The sequence below is a fragment of the Chryseobacterium sp. MYb328 genome (genome assembly GCF_037572595.1).
Lineage (GTDB): Bacteria > Bacteroidota > Bacteroidia > Flavobacteriales > Weeksellaceae > Chryseobacterium > Chryseobacterium pennae.
The window spans coordinates 125,733-152,243 of record NZ_JBBGZQ010000003.1 but is presented as its reverse complement, the minus strand read 5'-3'; the positions used below and the strand labels follow the sequence as shown (position 1 = coordinate 152,243).

At 34.5% G+C, this 26,511-nt stretch carries 25 protein-coding genes and 4 tRNA genes; 11 read left to right on the top strand and 18 right to left on the bottom strand.

Annotated features, from left to right (window positions below; all coding sequences use genetic code 11):
• The first annotated feature begins 18 nt into the window (after positions 1-18).
• Positions 19-168 (top strand): cytochrome c peroxidase, encoded by a 150-nt coding sequence (locus tag WH267_RS25085; RefSeq protein WP_445223263.1) that lies wholly within the window; start codon positions 19-21, stop codon positions 166-168.
• A gap of 237 nt (positions 169-405) precedes the next feature.
• Here the strand turns inward: WH267_RS25085 and WH267_RS04720 are convergent, their stop codons facing one another.
• Complete coding sequence (locus WH267_RS04720; RefSeq protein ID WP_340006400.1) at positions 406-780, bottom strand: transposase; 375 nt, start codon at positions 778-780, stop codon at positions 406-408.
• A 1,042-nt stretch (positions 781-1,822) separates the two neighbouring features.
• On the opposite strand from WH267_RS04720, the gene WH267_RS04715 reads away from it, so the two are divergent.
• Positions 1,823-2,335, top strand: coding sequence for a hypothetical protein (locus WH267_RS04715; protein ID WP_340006125.1), 513 nt, complete (start codon positions 1,823-1,825; stop codon positions 2,333-2,335).
• A 318-nt stretch (positions 2,336-2,653) separates the two neighbouring features.
• Positions 2,654-4,054, top strand: a complete 1,401-nt coding sequence (locus tag WH267_RS04710; RefSeq protein ID WP_340006123.1) for a hypothetical protein — start codon at positions 2,654-2,656, stop codon at positions 4,052-4,054.
• Positions 4,055-4,282: 228 nt separating this feature from the next.
• Here WH267_RS04710 and WH267_RS04705 read toward each other — a convergent pair whose 3' ends face one another.
• The 9 genes from WH267_RS04705 to WH267_RS04665 all read right to left on the bottom strand — a co-directional run bounded on the left by WH267_RS04705 (position 4,283) and on the right by WH267_RS04665 (position 9,780).
• Positions 4,283-5,062 carry a T9SS type A sorting domain-containing protein gene (locus WH267_RS04705; protein WP_340006121.1) on the bottom strand — a complete coding sequence of 260 codons (780 nt, stop codon included), beginning with the start codon at positions 5,060-5,062 and terminating at the stop codon, positions 4,283-4,285.
• Positions 5,063-5,231: 169 nt separating this feature from the next.
• Positions 5,232-6,002, bottom strand: a complete 771-nt coding sequence (locus WH267_RS04700; RefSeq protein WP_340006119.1) for a T9SS type A sorting domain-containing protein — start codon at positions 6,000-6,002, stop codon at positions 5,232-5,234.
• 759 nt (positions 6,003-6,761) lie between these two features.
• A tRNA-Glu gene (locus WH267_RS04695) sits at positions 6,762-6,836 on the bottom strand.
• 66 nt (positions 6,837-6,902) lie between these two features.
• Positions 6,903-6,974, bottom strand: a tRNA-Glu gene (locus tag WH267_RS04690).
• Positions 6,975-7,052: 78 nt separating this feature from the next.
• Positions 7,053-7,124: transfer RNA gene (locus tag WH267_RS04685), tRNA-Glu, on the bottom strand.
• 11 nt (positions 7,125-7,135) lie between these two features.
• The gene (gene rpsT, locus WH267_RS04680; protein WP_002983073.1) at positions 7,136-7,390 is read right to left on the bottom strand and encodes a 30S ribosomal protein S20; all 255 of its coding nucleotides are present in this window, start codon (positions 7,388-7,390) and stop codon (positions 7,136-7,138) included.
• 66 nt (positions 7,391-7,456) lie between these two features.
• A complete protein-coding gene (locus WH267_RS04675) occupies positions 7,457-7,777 on the bottom strand; it encodes a hypothetical protein (RefSeq protein ID WP_115967890.1) in 321 nt (106 codons plus the stop codon).
• A gap of 586 nt (positions 7,778-8,363) precedes the next feature.
• Positions 8,364-8,435, bottom strand: a tRNA-Glu gene (locus tag WH267_RS04670).
• A 58-nt stretch (positions 8,436-8,493) separates the two neighbouring features.
• Complete coding sequence (locus tag WH267_RS04665; RefSeq protein ID WP_340006117.1) at positions 8,494-9,780, bottom strand: N-acetylmuramoyl-L-alanine amidase family protein; 1,287 nt, start codon at positions 9,778-9,780, stop codon at positions 8,494-8,496.
• 53 nt (positions 9,781-9,833) lie between these two features.
• Here WH267_RS04665 and WH267_RS04660 point away from each other — a divergent pair, with 53 nt between their 5' ends.
• The 3 genes from WH267_RS04660 (at position 9,834) to WH267_RS04650 (ending at position 13,393) form a co-directional block, all read left to right on the top strand.
• Complete coding sequence (locus tag WH267_RS04660) at positions 9,834-12,425, top strand: putative LPS assembly protein LptD (RefSeq protein ID WP_115967886.1); 2,592 nt, start codon at positions 9,834-9,836, stop codon at positions 12,423-12,425.
• 129 nt (positions 12,426-12,554) lie between these two features.
• Positions 12,555-12,935, top strand: coding sequence for a RidA family protein (locus WH267_RS04655; RefSeq protein ID WP_062700765.1), 381 nt, complete (start codon positions 12,555-12,557; stop codon positions 12,933-12,935).
• Entirely contained in the window at positions 12,935-13,393 is a 459-nt protein-coding gene (locus tag WH267_RS04650) for a hypothetical protein (RefSeq protein WP_115967884.1), read from the top strand. The genes WH267_RS04655 and WH267_RS04650 overlap by 1 nt, the downstream gene beginning before the upstream one ends.
• A gap of 70 nt (positions 13,394-13,463) precedes the next feature.
• On the opposite strand, the gene WH267_RS04645 is transcribed toward WH267_RS04650, so the two are convergent.
• Positions 13,464-14,993, bottom strand: a complete 1,530-nt coding sequence (locus WH267_RS04645) for a trypsin-like peptidase domain-containing protein (protein ID WP_340006110.1) — start codon at positions 14,991-14,993, stop codon at positions 13,464-13,466.
• A 329-nt stretch (positions 14,994-15,322) separates the two neighbouring features.
• Here WH267_RS04645 and trhO point away from each other — a divergent pair, with 329 nt between their 5' ends.
• Complete coding sequence (trhO, locus tag WH267_RS04640) at positions 15,323-16,693, top strand: oxygen-dependent tRNA uridine(34) hydroxylase TrhO (RefSeq protein WP_340006108.1); 1,371 nt, start codon at positions 15,323-15,325, stop codon at positions 16,691-16,693.
• A 69-nt stretch (positions 16,694-16,762) separates the two neighbouring features.
• Positions 16,763-17,308, top strand: a complete 546-nt coding sequence (locus tag WH267_RS04635; RefSeq protein ID WP_340006106.1) for a 5-formyltetrahydrofolate cyclo-ligase — start codon at positions 16,763-16,765, stop codon at positions 17,306-17,308.
• On the opposite strand, the gene WH267_RS04630 is transcribed toward WH267_RS04635, so the two are convergent.
• Both WH267_RS04630 and WH267_RS04625 read right to left on the bottom strand, forming a co-directional pair.
• Positions 17,257-17,835, bottom strand: a complete 579-nt coding sequence (locus WH267_RS04630) for a hypothetical protein (RefSeq protein ID WP_115967878.1) — start codon at positions 17,833-17,835, stop codon at positions 17,257-17,259. The two genes, WH267_RS04635 and WH267_RS04630, sit on opposite strands and share 52 nt — an antisense overlap.
• Positions 17,819-18,994 carry a hypothetical protein gene (locus tag WH267_RS04625; protein WP_340006103.1) on the bottom strand — a complete coding sequence of 392 codons (1,176 nt, stop codon included), beginning with the start codon at positions 18,992-18,994 and terminating at the stop codon, positions 17,819-17,821. Before WH267_RS04625 ends, WH267_RS04630 begins: the two co-directional genes overlap by 17 nt.
• A 183-nt stretch (positions 18,995-19,177) precedes the next feature.
• Between WH267_RS04625 and WH267_RS04620 the strand changes: the two genes are divergently transcribed.
• Positions 19,178-19,507, top strand: coding sequence for a hypothetical protein (locus tag WH267_RS04620; protein WP_065395887.1), 330 nt, complete (start codon positions 19,178-19,180; stop codon positions 19,505-19,507).
• Between the two features lie 179 nt (positions 19,508-19,686).
• Here WH267_RS04620 and WH267_RS04615 read toward each other — a convergent pair whose 3' ends face one another.
• From WH267_RS04615 to rmuC, 5 genes are all read right to left on the bottom strand, one after another.
• The gene (locus WH267_RS04615; RefSeq protein WP_115967872.1) at positions 19,687-20,454 is read right to left on the bottom strand and encodes a TrmH family RNA methyltransferase; all 768 of its coding nucleotides are present in this window, start codon (positions 20,452-20,454) and stop codon (positions 19,687-19,689) included.
• Between the two features lie 20 nt (positions 20,455-20,474).
• Entirely contained in the window at positions 20,475-21,266 is a 792-nt protein-coding gene (locus tag WH267_RS04610) for a CPBP family intramembrane glutamic endopeptidase (protein WP_115967870.1), read from the bottom strand.
• Positions 21,267-21,356: 90 nt separating this feature from the next.
• On the bottom strand, positions 21,357-22,190 hold the full coding sequence (locus tag WH267_RS04605; RefSeq protein WP_340006098.1) for a LytTR family DNA-binding domain-containing protein: 834 nt from the start codon (positions 22,188-22,190) through the stop codon (positions 21,357-21,359).
• Positions 22,191-22,222: 32 nt separating this feature from the next.
• Positions 22,223-22,645 (bottom strand): hypothetical protein, encoded by a 423-nt coding sequence (locus tag WH267_RS04600; protein WP_115967866.1) that lies wholly within the window; start codon positions 22,643-22,645, stop codon positions 22,223-22,225.
• A 13-nt stretch (positions 22,646-22,658) separates the two neighbouring features.
• Positions 22,659-24,146 (bottom strand): DNA recombination protein RmuC, encoded by a 1,488-nt coding sequence (rmuC, locus tag WH267_RS04595; protein WP_115968618.1) that lies wholly within the window; start codon positions 24,144-24,146, stop codon positions 22,659-22,661.
• 179 nt (positions 24,147-24,325) lie between these two features.
• On the opposite strand from rmuC, the gene WH267_RS04590 reads away from it, so the two are divergent.
• A complete protein-coding gene (locus WH267_RS04590) occupies positions 24,326-25,000 on the top strand; it encodes a response regulator transcription factor (RefSeq protein WP_115968617.1) in 675 nt (224 codons plus the stop codon).
• 1 nt (position 25,001) lies between these two features.
• Positions 25,002-26,363, top strand: coding sequence for a HAMP domain-containing sensor histidine kinase (locus WH267_RS04585; RefSeq protein ID WP_340006095.1), 1,362 nt, complete (start codon positions 25,002-25,004; stop codon positions 26,361-26,363).
• The last annotated feature ends 148 nt before the right edge of the window (positions 26,364-26,511 follow it).

The following is a 26,511-nucleotide window of genomic DNA, read 5'->3' as shown; positions in this document are numbered from 1 at the left end:
CGGTGCTTTTAGTGGAGTATGCCCATAGAATATGGAGTAGAGTTGGGAGAAAAATTATTTCAGGATAAAAGATTGAGCGTAGATAATACCATTGTCTGTTCCGGCTTCCATATTCAAGGGAACGCTTTTGCCAATACTAATGTTCAGAGATTATTCATAATCAAGTAGGTTTACAGAATGTACTGGCATCCAGAACATGATGCTTATGAAGATTTTATAATTGGGACGGGAATATCCTTCAATAGGAAAACCTGTCACTGGTTTCTATTATCATTCATGAAGAAATTGGGCTTTCTATTTTGATGTGATAAACACTATAAAAACCTGAATCAGTATTGATAAACAAGCCTTTATATTCTATTTCTGCGTGATTCAAATAAGATATAATTTCTTCAGGAACATTTTCTATTTCATATAAATCATGATGCTCTCCACTTTTTGGGGTTCCCATTGAAAGCATTTGTCCCTGATTATCACAGAGAAAAGCAATGTTAACCGTTTTACACTTCTTCCTACCTTGATAACCAACCTTTCTCCTTCCATTCTACTTCTGGTATGAATTCCATTAAGCTGATGACTTGACAGGTCTAAAGCCCTTTTGTTACTGTACAAAAGATGAGTCCAAATTCTCCTGAAAGAACCACCCTTGCTCCATTTATTGAAATAATAACTGATGCTTTGCCAGCTTATTTTTTCTCTTCCAAAATATTCTTTCAACCTCAATTCCCGCCATTGGCAACCTGTTTTCAATCGTTTTATTATTAGACACATAACCTGGATTAAATCAAATTTTGTGGTAAATGCCCGTTTTCCTCTGCTTAAATGAGGTGAAATCCATTTCTCTGTTTTGTTTTTGATTTCCAGATTGTTAGTTGTTTAAATTGCAATTCAAAATTGCTAATTTTCTCGGAACTCTTTTTATTTCTAAATAAGTTTAACAACTTCAATAATAAGTAAGATAAAGTAAAGCGGAATTAGGGAATGGTTTTTATAGAAAACGAAAACAAGGTTATCTTACTTTTAAACAGAAATGTATAATGTATCATAACACAGAGCTTTTTACTGATCAAAGCTTCCGAAATGTTGGATCCATATAAACTTAAATACCAATAATAAAGTCGTACCAGAAGAGTTACAACGAATAGTAAGATTGTATAGGTTTTAGGATTTGTTCTTAATTAAGTGTTTGATTTACAGTTTATTAATAGGGTTTTGGGTAATTTACTGCTTTAATATTCGTTATTGATTATTTTGATAAAGATGTTTCGAATACAGATGACATTGATCTTTTTTTTAAAATAACAATAAAAGAATACTGCTTACCGTAAAAGAAAGATTAATCTTATTTTGTTCATGAAAATTCATAGTTATTCAAAATTAGTTATTCGATAACTGTTGTTTTGGGATGAAATAAGTAAGTAGGACAATGGGGCAATGGTTGCTATATTGTAAAAATAATTACGAATGAAATGATCAGTCAGTTAGTAATACCTGAAAATTATTCAAAAAATCTAGTACTTTTTTGGGTTTAAACGATTTTTTTTGAACGATATTAAGTTGATTTTATTTATAAAATCTTGAAAAAATGGTGAAAAAATAAATCAATATAATTGGATTTAATGCTATTGAGTGTCCATAATTATTTTGATTTTATCCTTTATTTATTGACTTCGTAGTATTGGTGTAGTGTTGAGAAATGCATAATAAACATTAATAACGATGTATGTATGTAGTGTGTGTGTTTTTGGAATATTAGGCGCATGGTGTGTAATTTCGCAAAAACATAAATTTAAAAGTTTATTTATTGTTAAATAACACAAATATGAAGAAAATACTTTTATTTTCCAGTTTATTAGCTTCCATTGTAGCCTTCGGCCAAATAGGAGTTAATACAAAAGATCCCAAAGCTATGCTTGATATTAAAGGGACGAATTATGATCCTGATGGAACATCAAATGATAACGGAAAGGCTACATTGAGGGTAGATGGAAGTTCAAACCACTCTTTAGATATTGGTACGCTTTCTAAGTCTCCTTTTGGTTCATACATTCAATCCCTTGATAAATCAAGTAACAAAGGACTTCCTCTTGTGCTGAACTCTAATGGAGGAAGTATAGGTATAGGGACAACAAGTCCCAGAGGCGCTTTAGATATCAATAGAGGAACTACAAATACCATGGGGTTGGTCTTACCTACGAATCAGAATTCCTCGAATATCATCAATCCACAGGGAGGATCTGTTGCAATTGGTACTATAATATATGATACCACTTCAGACTGTATAAAAGTATTTAAGTCTACAGGTTGGTCACAATGTCTGTGTACAACGCCTTAAAATTAATTGATGTATCAGATCAATTTAAAATAACAAAATTTTCTTTCATGGCAGAAAAGGATATTCATATTTTTTATATGAATCCATTATCAGTTATGTTGATCAATTTTGAGTTTTGAGCTTCCGTTACTATTTAAATTGTTAGAGCCCTCTTGACTTTCAATAAAAACACAATGAATATTTGAAATAATTAATGATCATTATTTTGATCAGAAATTATACAAAGAGTAAACATTTATAGTAATCCCTCTTAGGAAATTTTAAAATAAAAGATTGAGATGACTTCATTTAGTACAACACAAATAGAACTTATTTATAATGAAAAAAATAATAATATTATATAGCTTATTCCTATCGTTTGCATGCTTTGGTCAGGTTGGAATTAAAACGAAAGATCCAAAAGCTATGCTTGATATTAAAGGGATAAATTATAATCCTGATGGAACTTCGAATGACGAAGGAAAGGGTACATTGAGAGTCGATGGTAATACCAATCACGCCTTAGATTTCGGTACTCTGTCTAATTCTCCTTATGGATCTTATATTCATTCCCGGGGGAAGATATCTAATGCAGGTCTTCCTCTGATCCTCAATCCGACTGGTGGAACTGTAGGAATGGGCACTTCTAATCCTAGAGGTGCTTTAGATATCAATAGAGGAACAACCAATACCATGGGATTAGTTCTTCCTACCAATTCAGGTCCTCAGAACATTGTTAACCCAATGGGGGGGAATGTCGCTATAGGAACAACGATGTATGATTCCACGTTGGATTGTGTAAGAGTATTCAGATCTTCCGGATGGTCCAATTGTGTGTGTGAATGTAATTTCACATTAGTTTGTTCCAGTGGGGCTGTAACAGGAGTGTATACTGAAGCAACTCAGAGTTCAGGTACAAAAATAATTAATTATACAGGTGGTAGCGGACAATCTTATGGTGCTATTTCTGTAGCTTCTGTTGGAGTAATAGGTCTTACTGCAACGGCTCCAGCAGGGACATTGGCAAATGGTAATGGAAGTGTAAATCTTAGTATTACAGGTGTTCCTATTACTTCTGGAACGGCAAGTTTTACAATAAATTTAAATGGAAAAACTTGTAATTTCACAATAAATGTCACTGCAAACAATAATTGGAATTCTATATGTACCAGTAAAGAGTATGGATTTAATATCAGTACAAATCCCAACAGCCCTACAACTATTACTGTTCAAGGTGGTAAAACAGTAAAAGTGTATGCTAAAGTTACGCAAGGGAGTAGAGTTGCTGTTAGGGACCCTTATACAGCTTTTTCTGCAACGGCAACACAGGCTGGGATAACTATGCAACGAAACTATTACAGAATTGGTACTTTAGGAGATCTGGGAACCGGAGCTTATAGTAACGTTACATTAGTTTTTGACAAGCCAATTAACTTTGTTAGTACTAAAGCAACCTGGTTTAGATATGTAAACAATACTTCAAGAGATTCTCAATTAATTTCAACAGATACAGGAGGAAAACTTAAAATGGTAGGAATACAAGGCACGCCTGCTTTAAGAATAAGAACAGAAGGACAAACATTACTGGCGCAGGCTGTAACAGGAGTTACCGATTTTAGTGGGATTGCATTTACAATTTCAGCAGAAAATTATTTTAAGGAACTTACAGTAACTTATGAAACTAATTTCAATGATATTCTACAGGCATTCACTTTTTGTGATGCCCAAGTTTTAGATTGAGTTTAGTTTGGATACTTTTGCGCTAAAGATCTGGTAATAAGGTTAGTTGTAATTGATAAATTGGAAGCCACCTATCTTAGCCGTAATTATAAAAACGTGTCAATACAAAATTGATGTATATTTATAAAATATGAAGTTTTGAACTCAAATTGATTTTTTAATTATTTACGAAAATAAATGAAGCCGTCTCATAACTGTAACGGCTTCATTTATATTCATTATTTGTTATTACTTAATCATAATTTTATTGGAATAAGTTTTTCCTTCTTTCGTTTTGATCGTCATAATATATATTCCTTGTGCTTGCTTTATCTCAAATGTATTAGAATTCAGTTTCGTACGGAATACCTCTTTTCCTGAAGTATTGATAAGCGTAATCTCTGAACCTTTTGCCTGTAAATTTTTATCCAGAGTTATCTGTCCGTTCTCACTGTGAGCCATAAAGCTGATGAAAGGATCTCTGTACTGGTATCCATAGTATACTCTAAGTTCTCCACCCAGGCTCAGTAATCCTCCGTTTACATTGATCTTGATACGATCATAAGGCTTGTTCATGGTAAGTTCAATTTCCCCTTTGCTTGGATCTGCCGCCCCAAGCTTTAGAATATCATTGTTCAGGTTTTGATAATCATTGTTAGAAACATCTCCGTTGAATGTCTCAATAGATACTCCACCTAGTACTTGTGCACTCAATGGTGTTCCATTGGAGCCAATGCCAATTACCAATTTATTGGTGTAAGCACTGTTAGGGAAAATCAGGGTCTGCTCAGTACGGGCCAATAAACCAATGGAAACCTGTATAACAGAATAATCTGTCTCGTTAGGTCCGATTGCATTCAGTGGATTTGTAACTCCACACCCTATACATACTCCATGTACCTGATTGGTTTGGCTGTTGGCATAGTATTTTACTATCTGGGCAAAAGATTTGCCACCTGTTAGAAATAATAAGGAAGCAAAAATTGTAGCCTTTAAATTGCGTGAGCTCAATAATAAATTAGTTTTCATATATAAAAAATTTTGGATATTTAGTTTTATGTAAATTTATAAATAAAATAATTATGTTATGTATTTTATTTATATAATGTGTTTTTTTTAGTTATAAGATAATATTTATTGGGTTGTGGGTAAAAAAAACCGGCAGCCTCTTTAAAGACTGCCGGTTTTGTTGTATTATTTATTTAATAACAATTTTTTTAGAATATGTTTTTCCTTCTTTAGTCTGAAGAGTCATAATGTAAACTCCGTCTGTCTGATTAGATTCAAATGTATTGCTTCTAAGCTTAGACCGGTAAACTTCTTTTCCTGAAGTGTTGGTTAATGCAACCTCAGAACCTTCCAGAGCCACATTTCCACTTAGAGTAATCTGTCCGTTTTCACTGTGGGCCAACAGGTGAATCAATGGATCCTGATAAGCATAATAAATTCTGAATCCACCACCAAGACTTAAAACTCCTCCGGTTAAGCCGATTCTTATTCCATCATAAGGCTTTTCCGGTTTGAACTCTACAGTCCCTCTGTTTGGGGTTGCTCCCAGTTTTAGAAGGCTGATATCAATTGTTCTGCGATCGTCATTAGAAGTCCCTCCATTCATTGTTTCCAGAGTCACACCGCTTAATAACTGTACAGATAAAGGAATGTTGTCCGTTCCGATGCCTACAACAAGTCTTGTATCGGATCTGAGATCAGGAAAAATTAATGTCTGTTGGATTCCGCCTAATAATGCTGTTCCCAATACCATTGTAGAATAGTCATCTTCATTGCCTCCAATGGCATTGAGTGGATTGTCAACCCGGCATCCTAAGCAGGCTACTCCAAATACGCCAGAACTTTGAGCGTGAGCATAGATTCTGTTTTGGGCAGTTAAAAACTGAGTTGAAAATAAAAATAATGCTAGAAAAGCAGCTTTACAAGAGAAATTGTCTCTAAGAGGTAAATTAAATTTCATGTTATTGATTTTTGGATGAATAGTTTTAGTCAAATTTAAGAAATTAAAGAAGAAGCTAAAAATTATATTTCCATTTTTGGTGATTTTTTTAATGAAATTTAATATTGTCCAAAATAAACATATTTATATTGTCAATTTTATATACAGAATAAAGACAGGTGTTTTTATTTAACGGATTTTATATTATATACAGATTAAAGTAGGATTTTTGCCAGAAGGGTAGCAGGTGTAATTACTGAATCAGTTTCAAAAACTGGGGGATAATGCTGTTGTATTTATGGAATTTAATTTGACGTGAAGCTTTTAGCACCTTATCTCGTATTCTTAAGAAAGTAAAGAATAGAATTAATTCTCTCTAGGCGAATTATATCCTACGAAACTTCTTTAGTGACAAAATTGCACTTCCTCCCTCTCTGAAATAAAACATTTGGATCATCTTTTTTTGTGATTATAAATAATCTGTTTCTTCAACAAAAAGTATAAATTTTGTGCTAATCTCCAAGTTTTGCGCTTGATTTTAAGTCATTTTTTCACTTCAGATTCACTAAAACTTTTGCTTAGCCTCCAATTTTTGCACCTGATCCGTGAAAAGCTTTACCGTAAAAGATAATTTTTTCTTTCGTTACTAAGCTTTTGTTCTCCAATCTATCCTGAAGATATTGATGAACTAACTTTAGGTCTCCCTATAAGATTTTGTTTGTAGATAAATATAGTGAAGTAGTATAGAAACGAAAAAAGGACTTTCCTAAAAAAGTCCTTTGGTAGCCCGTAGGGGAATCGAACCCCTCTTACCAGAATGAAAATCTGAGGTCCTAACCGATAGACGAACGGGCCCTCTATCTTCCATTATCGAAATAATGTGTTAGCTTTTTGTTTTTATAAGTGTCAACTCTTAGTTTGTAGCCCGTAGGGGAATCGAACCCCTCTTACCAGAATGAAAATCTGAGGTCCTAACCGATAGACGAACGGGCCGGTTAGATTTGTTTAAGTATTAGCTTTCCACTTTGTTTTTAAAAACCACTATAAAACAAGTGGTTTTTAAAAATTAAGTAGCCCGTAGGGGAATCGAACCCCTCTTACCAGAATGAAAATCTGAGGTCCTAACCGATAGACGAACGGGCCAGCTATACTTATTACGCTAATTTATTAACGTGCTTTGTCAATTTGCTTTTCAAGTTAGCCGCTTTGTTTTTGTGGATAATATTTTTCTTAGCTAATTTATCCAATAAAGCGATAACTTTTGGCAGTTGCTCTGTTGCAGCCGCTTTGTTTTCCTCATTTCTTAAGGCTTTCAATGCTGTTCTAGCAGTCTTGTGATAATATCTATTACGAAGTCTTCTAGTTTCGTTCTGTCTGATTCTCTTTAGTGCTGATTTATGATTTGCCATATCGTTCAAATGTGAGTGCAAAACTATAAACTTTTTTTGAAACTACCAAATTTATTTTTAAAAAAATTAATTTTCTTCTGAAAGGTATTTTCTAAGCTTATCTATTGCTTGTTCTATTTTTAAATTTTCTTGTTCTTTTTCAATTTTTTTGATCGTATTTCCCAACATGATCAAGCCATTGTTCCATTCTCCAGTGGTATTGGTGAAAGTAAGTCCGTCTATTGTTACTTCAAAAGCAACCCTTTCTCCAGTCCTGTAAAGTCTGAAACTGATTTTATCATCTTTGCCTGTAATCCCGTCTTCATTGATTTGTAAATCATAACTTTTTGGGTTAGAGTGGATTTTCTTAAAAAGCAATTTCGCTTCTTGTATTTTTAAATCCGGCATGATATAAAATTTGATAATCTGTAGTCTCCTACAGACTGTGGGTTATCAATACTATTTTTCATCAGTGTTACCATATTTGTCTTACCAATTATGGTTAAATTTATTAAAAAATTTTTGCAAATATAATGCTTTTGTGAGATATAACGTAAATAGAGACGTTTTTTAGAAAAAAAGTTGTGAGATTTTTATCTGAATGATAATAAGGTTCAGTATATCAGTGTTCTATATTTTCAAGAATTCTTACTTGTTATTTTAAAGACTGATATAAAAATGCAAAATGAGGAAAATTAGTGAAAGCAAAATGACTGTTTTGTCTTAAATTCTTAAAATAGTTAAAAGCAAAATCAATTTTATTGATCTTTTTTAAGAGGGCTTGTGACAGGTTATTTTTTTATTACGTTGATATAAGATTCTTTTTCTAAACTGGAATGTTTATCCGGAGAAGAAAATATAAGACTGTTCTTAATGATCCAAAATTTTCACATGTTTGTCATTTTTGAAACTGTCACAATACTTTAGATTAATAATGAATGGTGTTGGAATAAAAAAAGGAGAAATGATAATTATAATCATTTCTCCTCTTTTGTAGCCTATAGGGGAATCGAACCCCTGTTGCAAGAATGAAAATCTTGAGTCCTGACCACTAGACGAATAGGCCTGAATTTTGAGGTTGCAAAAGTAAAAAAAGCTTTTTAAACTTCAAAATTATTTTTCAATTATTTATAGACTTTCTGAATGACCGTATTCTTAATTCCTTTAGCTTCAACTTCTTTCTGTAATTTCACAGCATCCTCCAAGGTATAAACTTTTCCATAGGTGTAATAGAAAATACCACTGTCTTTTTCTCTTTCTACATCTTTAAGATTCTGGAGAATATATGAATTTCCATTGAGTTTTTCACCGGTATAGACTTCCAGCGTATAATAGCCCATGCTGATTCGCTGGTTAGGCATGAATCCTACTGCAAATGCATTTCTGAATCCGGCATCTTTGGCTGTTTTAAGATTGATATCTTTTACAGAAGCCATGTTGGTCACTGCATAGTAGTATTTGTACTGTCCGTTTTCTTTGAGGGTAAGTATGTAGCTTAGTCCTTTCATAGCCGGATCATTCTCATTGTATTTTGTAGGAGAACTCATCAGTAATATTCTGAAATCATTCTTCAATGGAGTTTCTGCCGGTTTCTCAGGTTCCTGCTTTTTGGTGGTGAAAGACCCGCCAGATTTTCTGTCAACTGCCTTTTTGTAATCGATGATAGCATTATAAATACTTTCTGAGATTTCATCCTGTCCTTTTTCGGATGCAATATAATGGCTTTCTTCCGGATGGTTAATGAAACCTGTTTCTATCAATACAGAAGGCATGGCATTCATACGGAGAACGTGAAGGTTTTTCTGGAAAACTCCTCTTGAAGACCTCTTATCCTTATTTACAAAGTTATCCTCTACCAATCCACCTAAAAGAAGACTGGATTCAAGATATTTGCTTTGCTGAAGTTTTAACGCAATTAAAGATTCCGGAGACTCAGGATTATAAGATCCGAAGATCTGTTTATCTTTTTCATCCAGAAAGATTACATCATTTTCTCTTTTAGCCACCTCCAGGTTTTCATTGTTCTGGTTGGGTCCCTGTACATAAGTTTCCGTACCATAAGCTGTGGGTCTTGCAGAAGAATTACAGTGAATTGATACAAAAAGATCTGCTTTACTTCGGTTGGCAAGGTTGGTTCTGTCAGACAGAGAAGGGTATTCGTCAATCTTTCGGGTATAGATTACCTTGAAGTCTCTGTTTTTTTCAAGCATGGCACCTACCCTCAAAGTAATGGCGAGTGTAATGTCTTTTTCTGCGATTCTTCCTATGTCAGAATAGGTCCTGTTGGCTCCATGATCACTTCCTCCGTGTCCCGCATCAAGAACTATAGTAAACTTCTTTTGAGAGAAAAGAAAGTTACAGGTTAGGAGAAGGAGAAATGATAAAATTATTCTAAAATTTTGTTTGTGCATCTTACAGTTATAAAAATTATATTAATTTTGGGCCTTAATTATATAGAATAAAATTGGCCAAAACCGTCCTCAAAAATATATTACAAATTTTAATTATCCTAATTTTTAACAATTTTTTAGCACAGAAAAAACCTGAAAAATTGCCTAAAAATGTGGTTAATGATACTATTTCCAATTCCAAAAAGGATACCATAATCGCAAAAAAAGAATCTTTAGATGATGTACTTCATACAAAAGCCGATGATCAGCGAAGAGATATCCCTAAGAAAATGACATTCCTCAATAAGAATGCCCAGGTAAAGTATCAGGATATGCAGATTGATGCAGATTATATTTCCATTGATGATAACAAAAACCTGATCTATGCGAGAGGAAAACAGGATTCTTTAGGAAAGATTATAGAACCTGTAATCACTACGCAGGCTGGTAAAAAATACGAAACCAACGAATTCAGCTATAATACAAAAACCAGACAGGCTATTGCTTTCAATGCCAGAACAGAAGAAAGTGAAGGGGTAATTATAGCTCAGAAAACTAAAAAATACAATGATTCGGTGTACGCCATGAGAAAAGCGGATTACACAACCGATGAATATTTTGTAAAGAAAAAAGATACGGTAGCAGATTACTTTATGAGAGCTTCCAATATCAAACTTATAAAATCAAAAGAAAAGTCTCAAATCGTTACAGGACCTATTCAGATGTATATAGAACAGGTTCCTACGCCACTTATTATGCCTTTTGCGATCCTTCCTTTTTCAGCGAAACGAGCAGCAGGTATCTTGATCCCAAGTTTCGGGGAGCGGGAAGATGTAGGGTTTTTCCTGAACGGAATTGGGTATTATCAGCCGATCGGAGAACATTTTGATCTTAAAGTACTCGCAGATATTTATACCAAAGGAAGCTGGAACCTCCGGCCACAGATGAATTATCAGAAAAAATACCGTTACTCCGGAAGCTTTAATGCTGATGTAGGAACTATGATAAGAGGAATCAAAGGACTGGATGATTATACAAAAAACAGTACTTATCGTATCAGCTGGACGCATTCCCAGGATTCAAAAGCGAATCCTTTTCTTACATTCAGCGCCTCTGTGGATATTGTAAGTACGAAGTTTTATAATAACCCACTTAACAATAATTATATTTTCAACCAGAATGTATTGAATACCCAGCAGAATTCAACGGTAACACTTACCAAAAGATTTTTGAAACTTCCGGTAACCATTACAGGAACGGCTTCTTATTCACAGAACTTTGCAACAGGATTGGCTGATCTTCGTCTTCCGCAGATGAATGTAGCTGTAAATCAGTTTTATCTGTTCAAATCGAAAAGTGGGGTGAGACAGGGACTTCTTGAAAATATTACAGTAAATACAGGTTTTAACCTTACCAATTTTGTTAACACTCAGGAAAATGAGCTGTTCAAAAAAGAAATGTGGGATAAAATGCAGACGGGTCTAAAGAATAATATCGCCCTGGCAACCAATACAACGCTGGCTAAATATTTTACATTCAGCTTAAGTGCTACTATTGACAACGCTTTAACTACAAAAACATTGAACAGATTTTATGATCCTGTAAAGAATGTGACTGTAGATGAAATGAACAAAAAACTAGGAGGATACTCTACGTTTTCTACCAGCGCCAGCCTTCAGACTACTTTATACGGTATGATGAAGTTTAAAAAAGGATCTGTTGTGGAAGCGGTAAGACACATGATGACTCCAAGTATGAGCTTTACTTATTCTCCTGATTTTTCAAGTCCTGGTTTTGGATATTATAAGAATTATTACAATGCGGTGGGAGCCATTACCCCTTACTCTATTTTTGAAAAAGGAATTATAGGAAGTCCTTCCAGTGGAGTTGTTGGAGCATTAGGATTTAGTTTGGGGAATAATATTGAGATGAAAGTAAAGTCTAAAAGCGATTCTACCGGAGTAAAGAAAATTAAGATTTTTGAATCTTTAAACCTTACGGGAAGCTATAACTTTGCTGCTAAAGACCACCCTTGGTCTATCTTCAGTATCAACGGGCAGTCTTCTTTCTTTAATAATAAGCTTACTGTGAACACAAGTCTTTCTCTTGATCCGTATAAAATTGAATTCCTTCCGGGACAGGATACGGGAATCAGAACGGAGCAGTTTGGAGGGTTCAGTGTACAGGGATTCAATATCCAGGTATCTTATCCTTTAAGCAGCGAGATCTTTGGAGAAAAAACAGATTATGCCAAAAAGTATAGTTCAAAAGGGGAAGTCCGAAATGAAAACTATTATTTTGATGACGACAATTATGCGCGATTCGATCAGGCATGGACTTTGAATATTAATGCTAACTATGCTTACTCAAAAGGGCTCAACAGATTGGGAAATAAAATTGCCTCTTTAGGGCTTGATGGAAGTGTGAAGCTTACGCCTTACTGGAATATTACCGGAAGTACACATTATGACTTAGTGACTAAAGAACTGGCCTATACCAGGATTGGTTTTTCAAGAGATCAGCGAAGTTTTACAATCAATTTTAACTGGGTACCATTCGGACAATATAAAGTGTATGACTTCTTTATCGGGATCAAAGCCAATATCTTAAGTGATGCATTGAAGTATAAAGACAGAAGTTTTACGCAGCCAAATTCACCTTTCTAATATCAGATTGGCATTTGACAATATAAATTTTATATTTGCAACCAAAATAAATCTAACGAAATGATCATGAAATTGTTTAACTTAATGGTTGGCAATGAAAGATGATTCATGAAAAATAAATATCCGTATATGAAACAAATAATCAATACAGTTAATGCACCTGCAGCTATCGGTCCTTATTCACAAGCTAATATGGCAAACGGAGTTTTATACATCTCCGGACAGATCCCTGTAGATCCTGCAACGGGTAAACTGGTAGAAGGAATTGAAAAAGAAACGCACCAGGTAATGAAAAATCTTGAGGCAATTCTTACAGAAGCTGGAATGACTTTTAAAAATGTTGTAAAAGCAACCATCTTCCTTAAGAGTATGGATGATTTTGCGGTAATGAATGATATTTATGCATCGTATTTGGATGCAGACAGTTATCCAGCGCGTGAAACTGTACAGGTTTCCTGTCTGCCTAAAAATGTGGATATTGAAATTTCTATGATTGCACATCAGGATTAATGAATTTTATTAGAAATACATTTGCGGTATTGGTAGGTCTTGCTATAGCTGGCCTTATTATTACTCTTGGTATAAGGGCTTTTCCGCAATGGGTTACTTTTGAGGCTTTTGCTCCGTTTGAACACTGGCAAAGATTTCTTTTCAGTATGAAAGACGATAAGGCCTTTTTTGGCTTTCTTTTGTTTGTTTCCGGACTGGGAACCACCATTGGTGGAGTAGCGACGGCAATCATCGTTAAATACGCTAAAGTGGCCTATGCTATTCTGATCGGTTTTATCATGCTTTTCATTGCCATGCTGGACGTGATCATATTTCCTTATCATCCTACGTTTTATAAGATTTCAATCTTCCTTACGTTTTTTCCGTTTTCCTGGATTGGCGGTAAGATTGTAGAAGTGATCTATGAACGGAACAAGAAGAAAAGGATCGCTGAGAAAATGAATAAATCAAGTAAATAATATAAAAAAACGCTGCAAATTTTTGCAGCGTTTTTCTTTGATATGAAAATAACTATTGTTCTGTTATTGATTAAGGCATTTTAAATCCTTTAGTGTAAATTCTTCCGTAGTCATCTACAAACTTCACCTGTACATTACCCTGATATTTATTCAGGATACTTTCGATATCTTTTTGTGAATTCACTGGCTTACCATTAATCTCGATGATGATATAATTGTCTACGATTCCAATCTTAGCCATTTCGCTTCCTTCAGATACGCTTTTAGCTACTACACCACTGTTCAGTCCGTATTCGGTTTTGAATCTTTCTGTAAGAGGCTCGAATTCGGCTCCGATTTTTTCCGTTACGCTAAGATCAGCTTTCGTTCTGGTAGAGGTTCCTCCTTTCTGGTCTCTCAACGTTACGTTTGTTGTAGATTCTTTACCGTTTCTTGAATAGGTTACCTGAACTTTATCACCAGGACGCTTGCTTCCGATTGACATAGAAAGATCTGCAAAATCAGTGATGTCATAGCTGTCTATCTTCGTAATGATATCTCCTTTTTTCAGCCCTGCATCTTCTGCACCGCTGTTATCCCCAAATCCTGTTACATACACTCCTGCACCTGATTTTAAATTGGTTTTGAACTGTTTGTTATAGGCTGCAACTTGTTGGTCATTGGATAGGTCTAATGAAGAAACCCCTAAGAAACCTCTTTGTACAATACCGAATTTCTTGATATCCTCAACGATTTTTCTTGCCAGGTTAGCCGGAACTGCAAAACCATATCCCTGATAATAACCTGTTGTAGACTGGATGGCAGAGTTAATACCAATCAGCTCACCATTAGTATTCACCAAAGCACCACCAGAGTTACCCGGATTGATGGCAGCATCTGTCTGTATAAAGCTTTCAATTGGATTTGCTGCTTTTCCCTGGCTTCCTAAGATCCCGATTCCTCTTCCTTTGGCAGAAACAATACCTGCTGTTACCGTAGAATTCAGTCCCAGTGGATTTCCTACTGCAAGTACCCATTGTCCTACATCAATATTGTCTGAGTTGGCAAAATTTAAATAAGGAAGTCCTTTTTCTTCAATCTTTAATAGGGAAATATCTGTGTTGGGGTCGGTTCCCACTAAAGTAGCGATATATGATTTTTTATTGCTCAGTACAACTTCCAGTTTATTCGCACCTGCCACTACGTGGTTATTTGAAATGATGTAACCATCTGGAGAGATGATAACTCCGGAACCCATTCCTGAAGGCATATTGTCCGGTGCCTGTTGCTGCTTTTGCCTTTGCTGTCCTCTTCCTCCGAACGGATCTCCGAAGAAATAGTCGAACAGATCCTGCTCAGAAGCTCTGTTTGTTGTTCTGTTTTGATAATTTTTGATAGTAACTACAGCCGGAACAGTTGTTTTAGCTGCTTTTACAAAGTCATCGCCTACTGCACCCGTATTCATTCCTGCAAAGGTTGCGGTAGGGGCTGATGTTGTGAAAAATGATTGATCTCCATTGTTGGAACCATGTCCGAAATATTGTATAGCTCCAACGGTAGTAGCTCCGGAAACAACTCCTACTACTGCAAATGGTAATAGTTTTTTTAAAGTACTCTTCATTGTATATCTTTCTTGTTTATTAATTAATTTCTTTTTATGTTTTTGAGTAAACAAATTTAATGTTAAATAAGTAAGCAATTAGTATGCTATGTTTCAATTTTAACTAAAATTTAACGGCTATTATATCATTTTATACATTATGTCATAATTGTTAAGCCTATAGTTAACAAAAATTAAAAAAAACTTAAACAAAATATGACAAAATAGTACTCTATAAAATATAAGATAAAAGTGTTTTCTGTTCCCATTGCCCCAAGCTCTCGTCGATAAAATTAATTTAAAATGTTTATCTTTGCAAAAATATTTTTCTCACTTAAAACGTTTATAGCATGCAACTGTATAACACCTTAAGCGCAGAAGAAAGAGCTCAACTTATTGATGAAGCTGGTAAGGAACGTCTTACATTGTCTTTCTATGCGTACGCTAAAATTGAAGATCCCAAAAAATTTCGTGACGATTTATTCATAGCCTGGAATGCCCTTGATGCCCTTGGTCGTATTTATGTTGCCCATGAAGGAATTAATGCTCAGATGAGTGTTCCTGCGGATCAGTTTGAAGCTTTTCGCGATACGTTGGAAGTGTATGACTTTATGAGAGGTATCCGTTTGAATGTAGCGGTAGAGCAAGACAATCACTCTTTTTTAAAATTAACCATTAAGGTAAGACATAAAATTGTTGCTGATGGTCTGAATGATGATACCTTTGATGTTACCAACAAAGGAGTTCACTTAAAAGCACAGGAATTTAATAATATGCTTGATGATCCTAACACTATTGTCGTTGATTTTAGAAATCACTACGAAAGTGAAGTAGGACATTTTGAAGGCGCCATTACTCCTGATGTGGAAAACTTCAGAGAAAGCTTACCGATTATTAATGACCAGTTACAGGATTTTAAAGAAGATAAAAACCTGTTGATGTATTGTACAGGTGGAATTCGTTGCGAGAAAGCCAGTGCCTATTTTAAACATCAGGGGTTCAAAAATGTTTTCCAATTGGAAGGCGGGATCATTGAATATACCCGCCAGATAAAAGAAGAAGACATTGAAAGTAAATTCATCGGTAAGAATTTCGTATTCGATCACCGCTTAGGAGAAAGAATTACAGATGATATTATAGCACAGTGCCACCAATGCGGAAAACCTTGTGACAATCATACCAATTGTGCCAATGATGCCTGTCACCTTTTATTTATCCAATGTGATGAATGTAAAACAGCAATGGAAAACTGCTGCTCTACAGAATGCCTGGATACCGTTCATTTGCCTTGGGAAGAGCAGCTGAAACTAAGAAAAGGATTACAGGTTGGAAATAAAGTCTTCAGAAAAGGAAAATCTGAAGCCTTGAAATTTAAAAACTCAGGAGACCTGCCTAAAGCACCTTTAGCAAAAGCAGAAACAAAAAATATCCGTCAGAAAATATCCGTTAAGAAGGTATTGGTTGGAAAAGCGGAGCATTACTTTTCAAAATCAAAAATCGGACAGTTTTTAATTGAAAGTAAAGAACTTTCAGTAGGCGATAAAGTTTTGATTTCCGGTCCTACGACAGGAGAACAGGAGCTTACAATCACTCAGATTTATGCCAACGGAGAACCTTGTGAAACGGCAAGACAGGGAGATCAGATTACTTTTGAAATTCCGTTCAGAGTTCGCTTATCTGATAAGCTGTATAAGGTTCTTGAACCTGCTGAAAAAGCATAATGAATACAAAAGCTGTTCAGTAAAAATAATTTAACTGTTATGTTGAAAGCTGAGCTTAGAAAAAAATATATGCAAAAAAGAAAAGCCTTGTCTCATGATGAGGCTTTCCTGTTATCCGAAAATATTTTTCAGAATTTCATAGATTACTTTACTCCTCATGCAGGGCAGAAGGTTCATGTTTTCGTTCCGATTGAGAAGTTTAATGAGATTGATACCCAAATCTTCATCAATTATTTTTTAGGGCAGAATATCCGTGTTTATGTGCCCAAAGTTGTAGAAGATAAACTGATTAATATTGAGATCTTCGGAAATACTGCATTTGAAACAAATGCATGGGGGATTTCAGAACCGGTTTCCAATGAAGATTCCGGAGAACATAATTTTCATTATGTAATCACTCCGCTTTTATATTGTGATCGAAGAGGAAATAGAGTAGGGTACGGTAAAGGATTTTATGACACTCTTTTCCAAAATATATCTTCAGAGACAAAAAAAATCGGAGTCAATTATTTTGACCCCGATGATTCTATTGATGATGTCTGGGAAAATGATATCCCCCTGGACTATTTAGTTACTCCAACAGAAGTGCTGTCTTTTGTAAGTGGTTTGGAATAAAAATCTAAAAAGTAAAACTTAAATTCCTTTTTCAGTTTGGATGTGGATAGTAATATATACTGGGCATTCTTCTCAAAGCTTCCTAAAGACTTATTTTTCTCATCAAAATATTCTACATTGAATTTGGCATAGTCTAAAGTGTCTTTTTTATAGTATTCCTTGTAAACGTTCAGTGAATTTACCTTTGCTGCTTTCACCTTCATGCTATCTAATTCTTTAAACATTCTTTTGAAGGTTAAAGAATCAGGTTTATGGAAGTAACTTTCTATCTGTGAATAAATAAAACTGTCTACTTCAGTATTTCTGTTACCACTGGCATAAAGAGTAGAAAGATCAAGAAGTTCCTGAACTTTTTGCTTGGTAATAGAATTAATAGCCTGCATACTATCCATTTGTACAGCCGGATAACTTTTTGTGTTGTTACTGTTTCTTAGTTTATCCAGGTCACTGGCTTCTGTTTTTTTAGTACAGGTAACAAATAAAGTCAGAAGTATAATGAGGGGTAAAAAATTATTTATTCTTTTCATCTGTAGTCGCAATTTTGAATTTAATGGATACGATCTTACCGTTATCTTTTTTCATTTCTATTACATTCAGGTTTTTCAGAGATGTAGTAGGGGTTGTAACGAGGGTGATATACTTTTGTTTGTCTATTTTTTCAATACCATAAGTGTTATTGTCATACACCTGGTAGATAATAGCATTATTGCTGATCAGGTTTTCCAGCTGATTTCTTTTCTGTTTAATAAGGGCTACCTGCTCTTCTGAATTTCCCGTAATATCTTTTCTGGAGAAATAATAGGCAGCCATTTTGTAATCGTCCGGTTTAAGCTCAATTTTTTCTTCTTCAGGGGCATTTTCAAGATTCCTGTTTACATCCAGTGGCTCATAGAACGCAGCACTGATCTTCATTTTCAGGTTTTTATCTTTGGTTGAATAAGAAAAACATTCACCAGGTTTGATTTTATACATCAAAGGCGATTCATTTTCCTTGATAACCATTATATCCAGTGTGTTAATAACAGAAACTCCTCTATCCTTATCAATAAAACAATAAGTATAAGTTTTTGAAAAAAGTACATCTTTAAAACCCAGTAATCCGGTTATGGTAATTAAAACGGAAGTAATAAGTGCCCAGGCGTTCTTTTTTAAGAAATTTTTCTTAGCTGGAGTTGTTGAAATTTCAACTTCACTGGTGGAAATTTGTTTTTTGTTAACTTCTTGGTTATCAGTATTTGATTTTTGTAAATCAGGGTTTTCAGGGGTCTTTGTTTCGACTTTTTTAGGTTGAATTTCAGTTTTTGGAATATCAGGAGCTGTAGAAACTGTTTCTTCCAAATCATTCATATCTTCTTCATCAGAATTTTCAGTTTCCTGAAGTAATTCTCCTGCAAAAAGATGCAGTTTCTTGAATTCATACCATGAGTCGTAACCCGCATAAATACTCAATAAATTGAGCATGTCTATTCTGGGTAATTTAGTGACTGGTGAAGTTTTGAAATAGGTGTAAAATGATTTTTCACTGATGTTACCTTTTGCTTTTTTGCGCAGGTCTTCCTGGAAATATATGATATCTATACCCTTCCACTTGGATATGTCATCCTGTGAAGGGGTGTATTCTTTTAAATATTGACCTTGGACATCCTTTTTTAGCTGTTCAAAGTGTAATAGATCTAAATCTGTCAATTTTTTTTTAAATAATTAAATTGTTGATTATCAGTTATGTTTTTTTGTAAAACTATTTTACAAAGGTATTACAATTATTTTTCATAAACAAACTTTCTAACTGCTATACCTTTGTCTTGTTCAAATAACAGAACAGAAGAAAATTTTATAAAACAATATTAACAAAATTAAATTTAATTTATTATGAAAAAGTCATTATTCGTAGCTGCTATCGCTGCAATCTCTCTAGTTGCTTGTAAAAAAACTGACGCTACAGCTACTGAAGGTACAACTGATTCTGCTGCTGCTACTGTAGCTGATTCTGCTGCTACTGTAACTGATTCTGCTGCTAAAGTTGTTGATTCTGCTGCAACTACTGCTGTAGAAGCTACTAAAGATGCTGCTGCTGCTACTACTGCTGCTGGAGCTGAAGTTGCTAAAGATGCTGCTAAAGGTGCTGCTGACGCTGCTAAAGGTGCTGCTGATGCTGCTAAAGGAGCTGCTGATGCTGCTAAAGATGCTGCTAAGAAATAATTCTAGCTTAAGCTTAAAAATAAAAGAACCGTTTCACCCAGTGAAACGGTTTTTTTATGCTTTATCCTCAACTCTTTCCTAACCTGTCATTGCGAACCGAAGGTGAAACAATCTCTATTATAGGAATATTACAGTAATATTGATCTGTAAGACAATCGTCAAACTACACTTACTATTATTTATCCTTTCTTTTGCTTCAAAGATTCATAGCAGGTGATTGCAACTGCATTACTCAGGTTCAGTGAATCTATACTGCCAGACATAGGAATCAGGGTGTTCTTTCCTTTTCCAATCCAGAAATCACTTAACCCTGAATGTTCTGTCCCGAATAATACAGCGGAACGTTGTGTGAAATCTCTCTTATAAAGATCTTCAGAAGTTTCATCCATCAATGTTGTATAAATATTGAAGCTGTTTTTCTGAAGGAATTCTAGGGTTTCCGCATTTTCCGCCTGATAAACCTCCATTCCGAAAAGGCAGCCTACGCTGGATCTGATAACATTCGGGTTATAAAAATCGGTTTTTCCATCAGCAACAATAAGGGCATCAATACCAAAGGCTTCACAGCTTCTTAAAATAGCTCCCAAATTACCAGGTTTTTCTACTCCTTCAACAATGATAACAGTAGAATTTTCTTTTGGAATATAAGAAGAAAGAGGCGTTTCTTTTGCAGTATAAACCCCGATGATTCCTTCTGAACTGCCTCTGTAAGCTATCTTTTCATAGACTTTATCACTTACATAATGAATTTTCCCTTCAGGAAGCTTTTCCTTAAAGATATTTTCACAGATGAAAAATTCTACAGGCTCAAAATCATATTGTATGGCTCTGGCATTTTCCTGCTGCCCTTCTACAACAAAAACCTTTGATTTTTTACGGAACCTGTTGTCAGTAAGTAGCTTAGTGACATTTTTTATTTTTTCGTTTTGAAAGCTTTCTATCAACATTTCGCAAAATTATGCAAAATTTATGATTGTACTTCTTTGCTTTTTATAAAAAGGCTTTTCCAGGTGATCTGAAATGTACTTTTACTCTTCTTTTTATGGTAGACAACCATTCCTATTATTAAAAATATAGATAAAAATTTATACAGATTTCCGAATAGGTTTCCGGAAACATTTTCTGAAACATTGAATATCTCCCAATACAGGTTCATGAGAAAATGAAGAAATATAGCAACCCATAGATTAAAATTCTGTTCAAAATAAACCCATGTGAAAAATACCGAACCCAGAAATGTAATAGCAAATATTTCAATAAGTTCTGTCATATTTTGACTCTGATATAAATGAATTTGTGCAAATAATAGTGATCCCAACAGAATTGATGACAGAAATCCCAGCCTGGTAAATCTATATAATGTACCAATGAGAAAGGCTCTGAATATTATTTCTTCGAAGAATGCAGATGATAGGGTATTGATGAATAATGATTCATAATTTACTGTATCGGTTATTGTAAAGTGTATTATGTAACCAATTAACATAGGTAAGGTTCCTAAAAAAGCTAAAGAAAATCCTTTAATAGCAGATCTGTCCAGTGAAAACAAATTAATGATAGGCTTTTTTGGAAATAAAATTTTCAGGGTAATCATTAACGGGATCAGAGTAATGATGTAGGCCAAAACATGGGCTATAGCTTTGCTGTGCGAAAGGTCTTTTATGAAATACTGAATACTTTTAAAGTAAAAAAGATCAAAGAAATAATAGATTACAAATCCCAGGATAAAGATAAAAATGAAGCGGATGTTTTTACTCATGTTAATTATTTTGAGCAAAAATGTGGCTTTCCGGAATGCAGATCAATTTATTGTGATGAGCATCAAGAAATAGTGACCAATGACAAACTTCTATTTTTTAAGCTTCTGTAATTGAGGAATAATAACTGATATAAAGCTTCTTGATACAGGAATATTAAAATCAATTTCAGGAAGAATCAATTTGTAGCCCTGAGCATTCCCCTTTAGACTTTTTACTTTTTCTAGATTAACAATATAAGAACGATGACATCTTTTGATTGTCTGGGTTTGTACCTGCATTAGAATACCGGAAAGACTTATTCTGAGTAACAGTTTTTTTACAGTATTGTTGTCCAAATAATATAGTGTACAATAGTTTTCCATAGACTGAATACATAAGAAATCATCTTCAGCAACTCTCAGCTCTGTAGTATTGATTGAAATTGTAAGAACAGCTTTTGTTGAATTTACCGGATTGCTTATGGAGTCAATATCTTCGGAGATATTCTCGCGGGAATTTTTTAAATAAATATATCTTGATAAAATATAAATGGAAGATGTAGGAATTCCAATGGCCATAGAATAAAGGAACATATAGCCATAATTTTCGAAACTAAGGGGTACGTGACTTATAAATAATGAATTATAAAAATAAGAAAAGACTGATCCCAGAAATAAAATGGCCAATATTTTTAATAGTTCTGATACAAGATTCCACTCATCGAACCGGGAGACGCAAAGACTTGAGATAAAAAATGCTGCTCCGAAAATAAGAGTATAAGGAAAAAGAATAAGGTATTTATAAGGATGATGAAAGTTTTCTGTACCAAAAGGTTGAAAGATAATCAGGAAAAGATAAACTACCACTCCTGCTGCAAGAGAGGAAAGCAGTATCTCCTTTACAGAGTGTGATTTAGGATATGAATAAGGCGTAAAAGAAAGCATATCTTTAGTTTTTCAAAATTTCAGTTTATCAGTTATGTGGGATTTTGATCTTTATTTTTTTTAGAAGTAACGATAAGAATAATACAGCCTGACAATAAAGTAAAACAGCTAGCTATCCAAAGAAAATATCCCGGGCCATACCCTGTTATGGGGAATTGATGTCCCGCTTCATTCACCGTAATTTCACCAACGGATAGATAACAAAACGTAAGGCCAAAGGCAATAAGGCTAAGTGCTGCAGCTATTTTTACTTGTTTTAAGAGCAGGAAAAAAGCTCCGATAAAAAGCAAAGGATTAGCCATCCATGCTATTCCACCACCCTCCATTTCTGCCCAGCCTAAAAGAGCACAGGCCAACCCGCTCATTTCATGACCTTTTGCATACACTGCAGTGAAAGGAAGTGAAGCTATGTAGAGAGCAAGACATATTAATAAGATAAGATTTGATTTTTTCATGGTATTCCTGTTTTTATTCTATCAAATTACTGTTGTCAATAAGACTTTGAGGAAGGTCTTTTTTATTTTTAATTCCCAATGATTTCAATTTTTGAGTTTGGATCACGAGGTTGTCATTTCCTGTATATAGTTGTTTGTAAGCATCATTGTAAACATTCTTGGCAAGGTCAAGGTTTCGGCCTACTTTTTCAAGATTATCTACAAACCCTACAAATTTATCATATAATCTGGCTCCTCTATCAGCAATTTCAAGGGCATTTTTGTTCTGATATTCACGTTTCCAGAGATCTGCGATCAGTTTTAAAGAGGTGATCAGGTTACTTGGATTCAACAATAAAATTCTTCTGTCATAAGCATAGTTCCAAAGGTTTTGGTCAGCCTGCATCGCGGCAATATATGCGGGTTCACTAGGAATAAACATCATCACAAAATCCAAAGATTTTCCATAATCATCATAAGCTTTCTGGCTAAGCTGTGTAATATGGTTTTTGATGGAACCTAAATGCTGATTAAGTTTCATCAAATAGACATCCTGATCAGTTTCATCCACTAATTCTGTAAATGCAGTAAGAGAAACTTTAGAATCAATAATAACATTTCTTTCATCCGGATATTTTACAACAGCATCAGGACGCATTTTTTTACCGGAAAATTCTGAGAAGAGGGCTTTGTTGTCTTCATCACGAAGCTCATGTTCAAGGAAATATTCTCTTCCTTTTACCAACCCTGATTTTTCAAGGATACTTTCAAGTATCATTTCACCCCAATTTCCCTGGGTTTTACTTTCTCCTTTGAGGGCCCGGGTTAATTTTTTGGCATCCTCTGAGATCTGCTGGTTCAGTTCTGCAAGTTCTTTTACCTTTTCGGCCAGAGAGAAACGTTCTTTGTTTTCCTTTTCATAGGCTTCATTCACCCTGTTTTTTAAATCTGTAATTTTTTCCTGGAAAGGTTCAAGGATGTTTTTTAAGTTATTCTGATTTAAAGTGGTGAACTTCTCTGTTTTTTCTTCTAAAATCTTATTGGCCAGATTTTCAAACTGCAGTTTGGATTCTTCCTGTATTTTGGTGATCTCTTCTTTTTGGGTATTCAGGGATTTCTGGAGACTTTCGTTCTGGGCAGAAAGCTCAGCGTTTTTAGCAAAAAAATCCTGTTTTTCAGCAATAAGGGTTTCTATATGAAAATCCTGTTTTAAGGACATTTGTTTCTGCTCCTGAAATTGGCTGTTGAGTGAAGAATGCTGTGCAGAGAGCCTGGCAAATTCATTTTTAAGATCATTCAGAAGATCCTGCTGCTGTATATTGAGTTCCTTTTCTTTACTGAGGTTCTGATTCAGTTCCAGGACCTTTGTGTTTGAATTTTCAAGGTCAGATTTGTTTTTAATATGTGAAAAATTGAGTTCATCGTAAGAGGTTCTTGAAACCGTAGACGATTTCAAGGCAAAATATAAAATAATGGCTCCAAGGACTCCGCCAACAATACATCCAATGATTAAATAAGTCATCTCCATTCTTCAAAATTAGGAAAAAAGGCTGGAAGTTGATGCTGAATAATAAATTTCCGAAAGGAGTTTCAGTTCCTTATTAACCATTCCCCAATCTCTGGAGAAATCCCCGCATCCTTTGTTCTGACTTCCTTTCTTCAATCAGAATTCCTATATTTATGGGAAATTTCAGAAATATTATGAATATCTTATTGGTAGAAGACGATCAGAGAATTAGCAGCTTTCTGCTGAAAGGACTTTCGGAAGCCGGTTATAATATGACGCTTGCAGATTCAGGGGAAAAGGCCAGAGAAATTCTTCATACCTATGATTTTGATATTATATTAATGGATATTATGCTTCCGGGACTGGATGGAATGCAGCTCACACAAATCATAAGGTTTAAGGGAAATTATACTCCAATTTTAGTTTTAAGTGCATTGAACAGTCCGGATGATAAAATTAAAATGCTGGATCTGGGAGCTGATGATTATTTATCCAAACCATTTCATTTTGAAGAATTGATTTCAAGGATCAAAGCATTGACAAGAAGAAATAAGTTAAGCTATCAGAAAGAAGATCATTACCTGTCATGTGGTAATATTGTCATTGATACAGATCTTCACAAGGTAACCCAGAATGATAAGGAAATCGAATTTTCTCCTACAGAATACAAACTTTTTACTTTCCTTATGGAGAATAAAAACAAAGTGTTGAGTAGAACTCAGATTTTGCATAACGTCTGGGGGATCGATTTTGACAGTTCAACGAACGTAGTAGATGTTTACATTTCGTATGTCCGTAACAAGATTGATGAATCGGAACAGAAAATTATTCATACCGTCAAAGGAACGGGATATTTAATTAAAGATTAAAATGACACTCAGGAACAGGTTTACCCTTATTTCCAGCCTTTCATTCGGCATTGTTTCTATCATCACATCTGCGGTGATATTTTTTGCGTATTATGACAGTACGAAGATTTTTTATTTTGAAAAGCTTAGGAATACAGCCCTGATTTCTGCCATTTATTATCTTGAAAAAGATGAATTGCCCAAAGACAGACATGCCCAGATTAAACAGGAATATAAACATCTTATTCAGAATAATCAGGTAGCGGTTTATAACCAAAATAATGAGGTGACGTTCGGACAAAACCTGAATGATGAAAATATTAAGCCCATTCATTTACAGGCCGCAAGAAATAATAAAGGAACCCAGTTTATGTCTGGTAACCAGTTCTATTATGGTATTTTTTATCCGGATAATCAGGGAGACTTCGTTGTTTTTGTAAAATTTCCAAATGATTCATTTCAATCACAGATCTGGAGGCTTTCTATTATCATGCTTTCTGTATTGATTATTGGTCTGCTTGCTATTTATTTTTTGAGCCGGTATCTGTCAAAAGTTGTGTATAAACCTATTTCTAATGTGGTGGAACGTATTAATAAAGTAGATTATAATAATATTTCTACGGCTATTACCTCCACAAATACCAATGATGAGATTGAAGATCTGATTAAATCGTATAATAAATTATTAGGTCGTATTTCTGAAAATGTGCTGTTGCAGCAGAATTTTATCAACTATGTTTCTCATGAGTTTAAAACACCTTTAGCCGCTATTTCCGGAAACCTGGAAGTGTTTGCTCAGAAAGACCGTACTCCGGAAGAGTATAAAAAAGTAGCCAAAGAATCTCTGGATAACGTGTATGAGATTGAAAATATTCTTAATAATCTTCTTCTGATGTCAGGGATGACCAAGTTGGAATCTTCCCACAAGCAGGTAAGAATAGATGAACTGATCTGGAAGATATATGCAAAACTGGAACCCCGGGCGAAAGAGAATCATTCTAATATTAAAATACAGCTTCAGGTGGCAAAGCCTGCTTTACTGGAATTTCCGGGAAATGAAACCCTTCTTTATCTGGCTTTATATAATATTGTGGAAAATGCAATTAAATATTCTTATAGCCATTCTGTAGAGATTATCTTATCAGAAAAGAATAATCAACTGAATATTGAGGTGAAAGATCAGGGAAAAGGAATTCCTGCGGATGATCTGGCTAAGATTACAGAAACGTTCTACAGAGGAAAGAATGTGGATGGAGTTAAAGGAAGTGGTATTGGGTTGTCATTATCAAGAAGTATTTTTGACCACCATCATATTATAATGAATATTGATTCTACATTAGATGTGGGTACAACTGTCCTGCTTGTATTTCCTGCTAATTTCTAAAATTGTAAGACTCTTTTTTAGGTTTTGGCTAAAGCCAATCGAATCTTTATTTATATGTAAACGGACTAAAGTCCGTTTCTATTGATATTAATCTCACACAGATTTTACAGATCTTGCAGATGTTTGCGAATATGAAAATCAACGATTT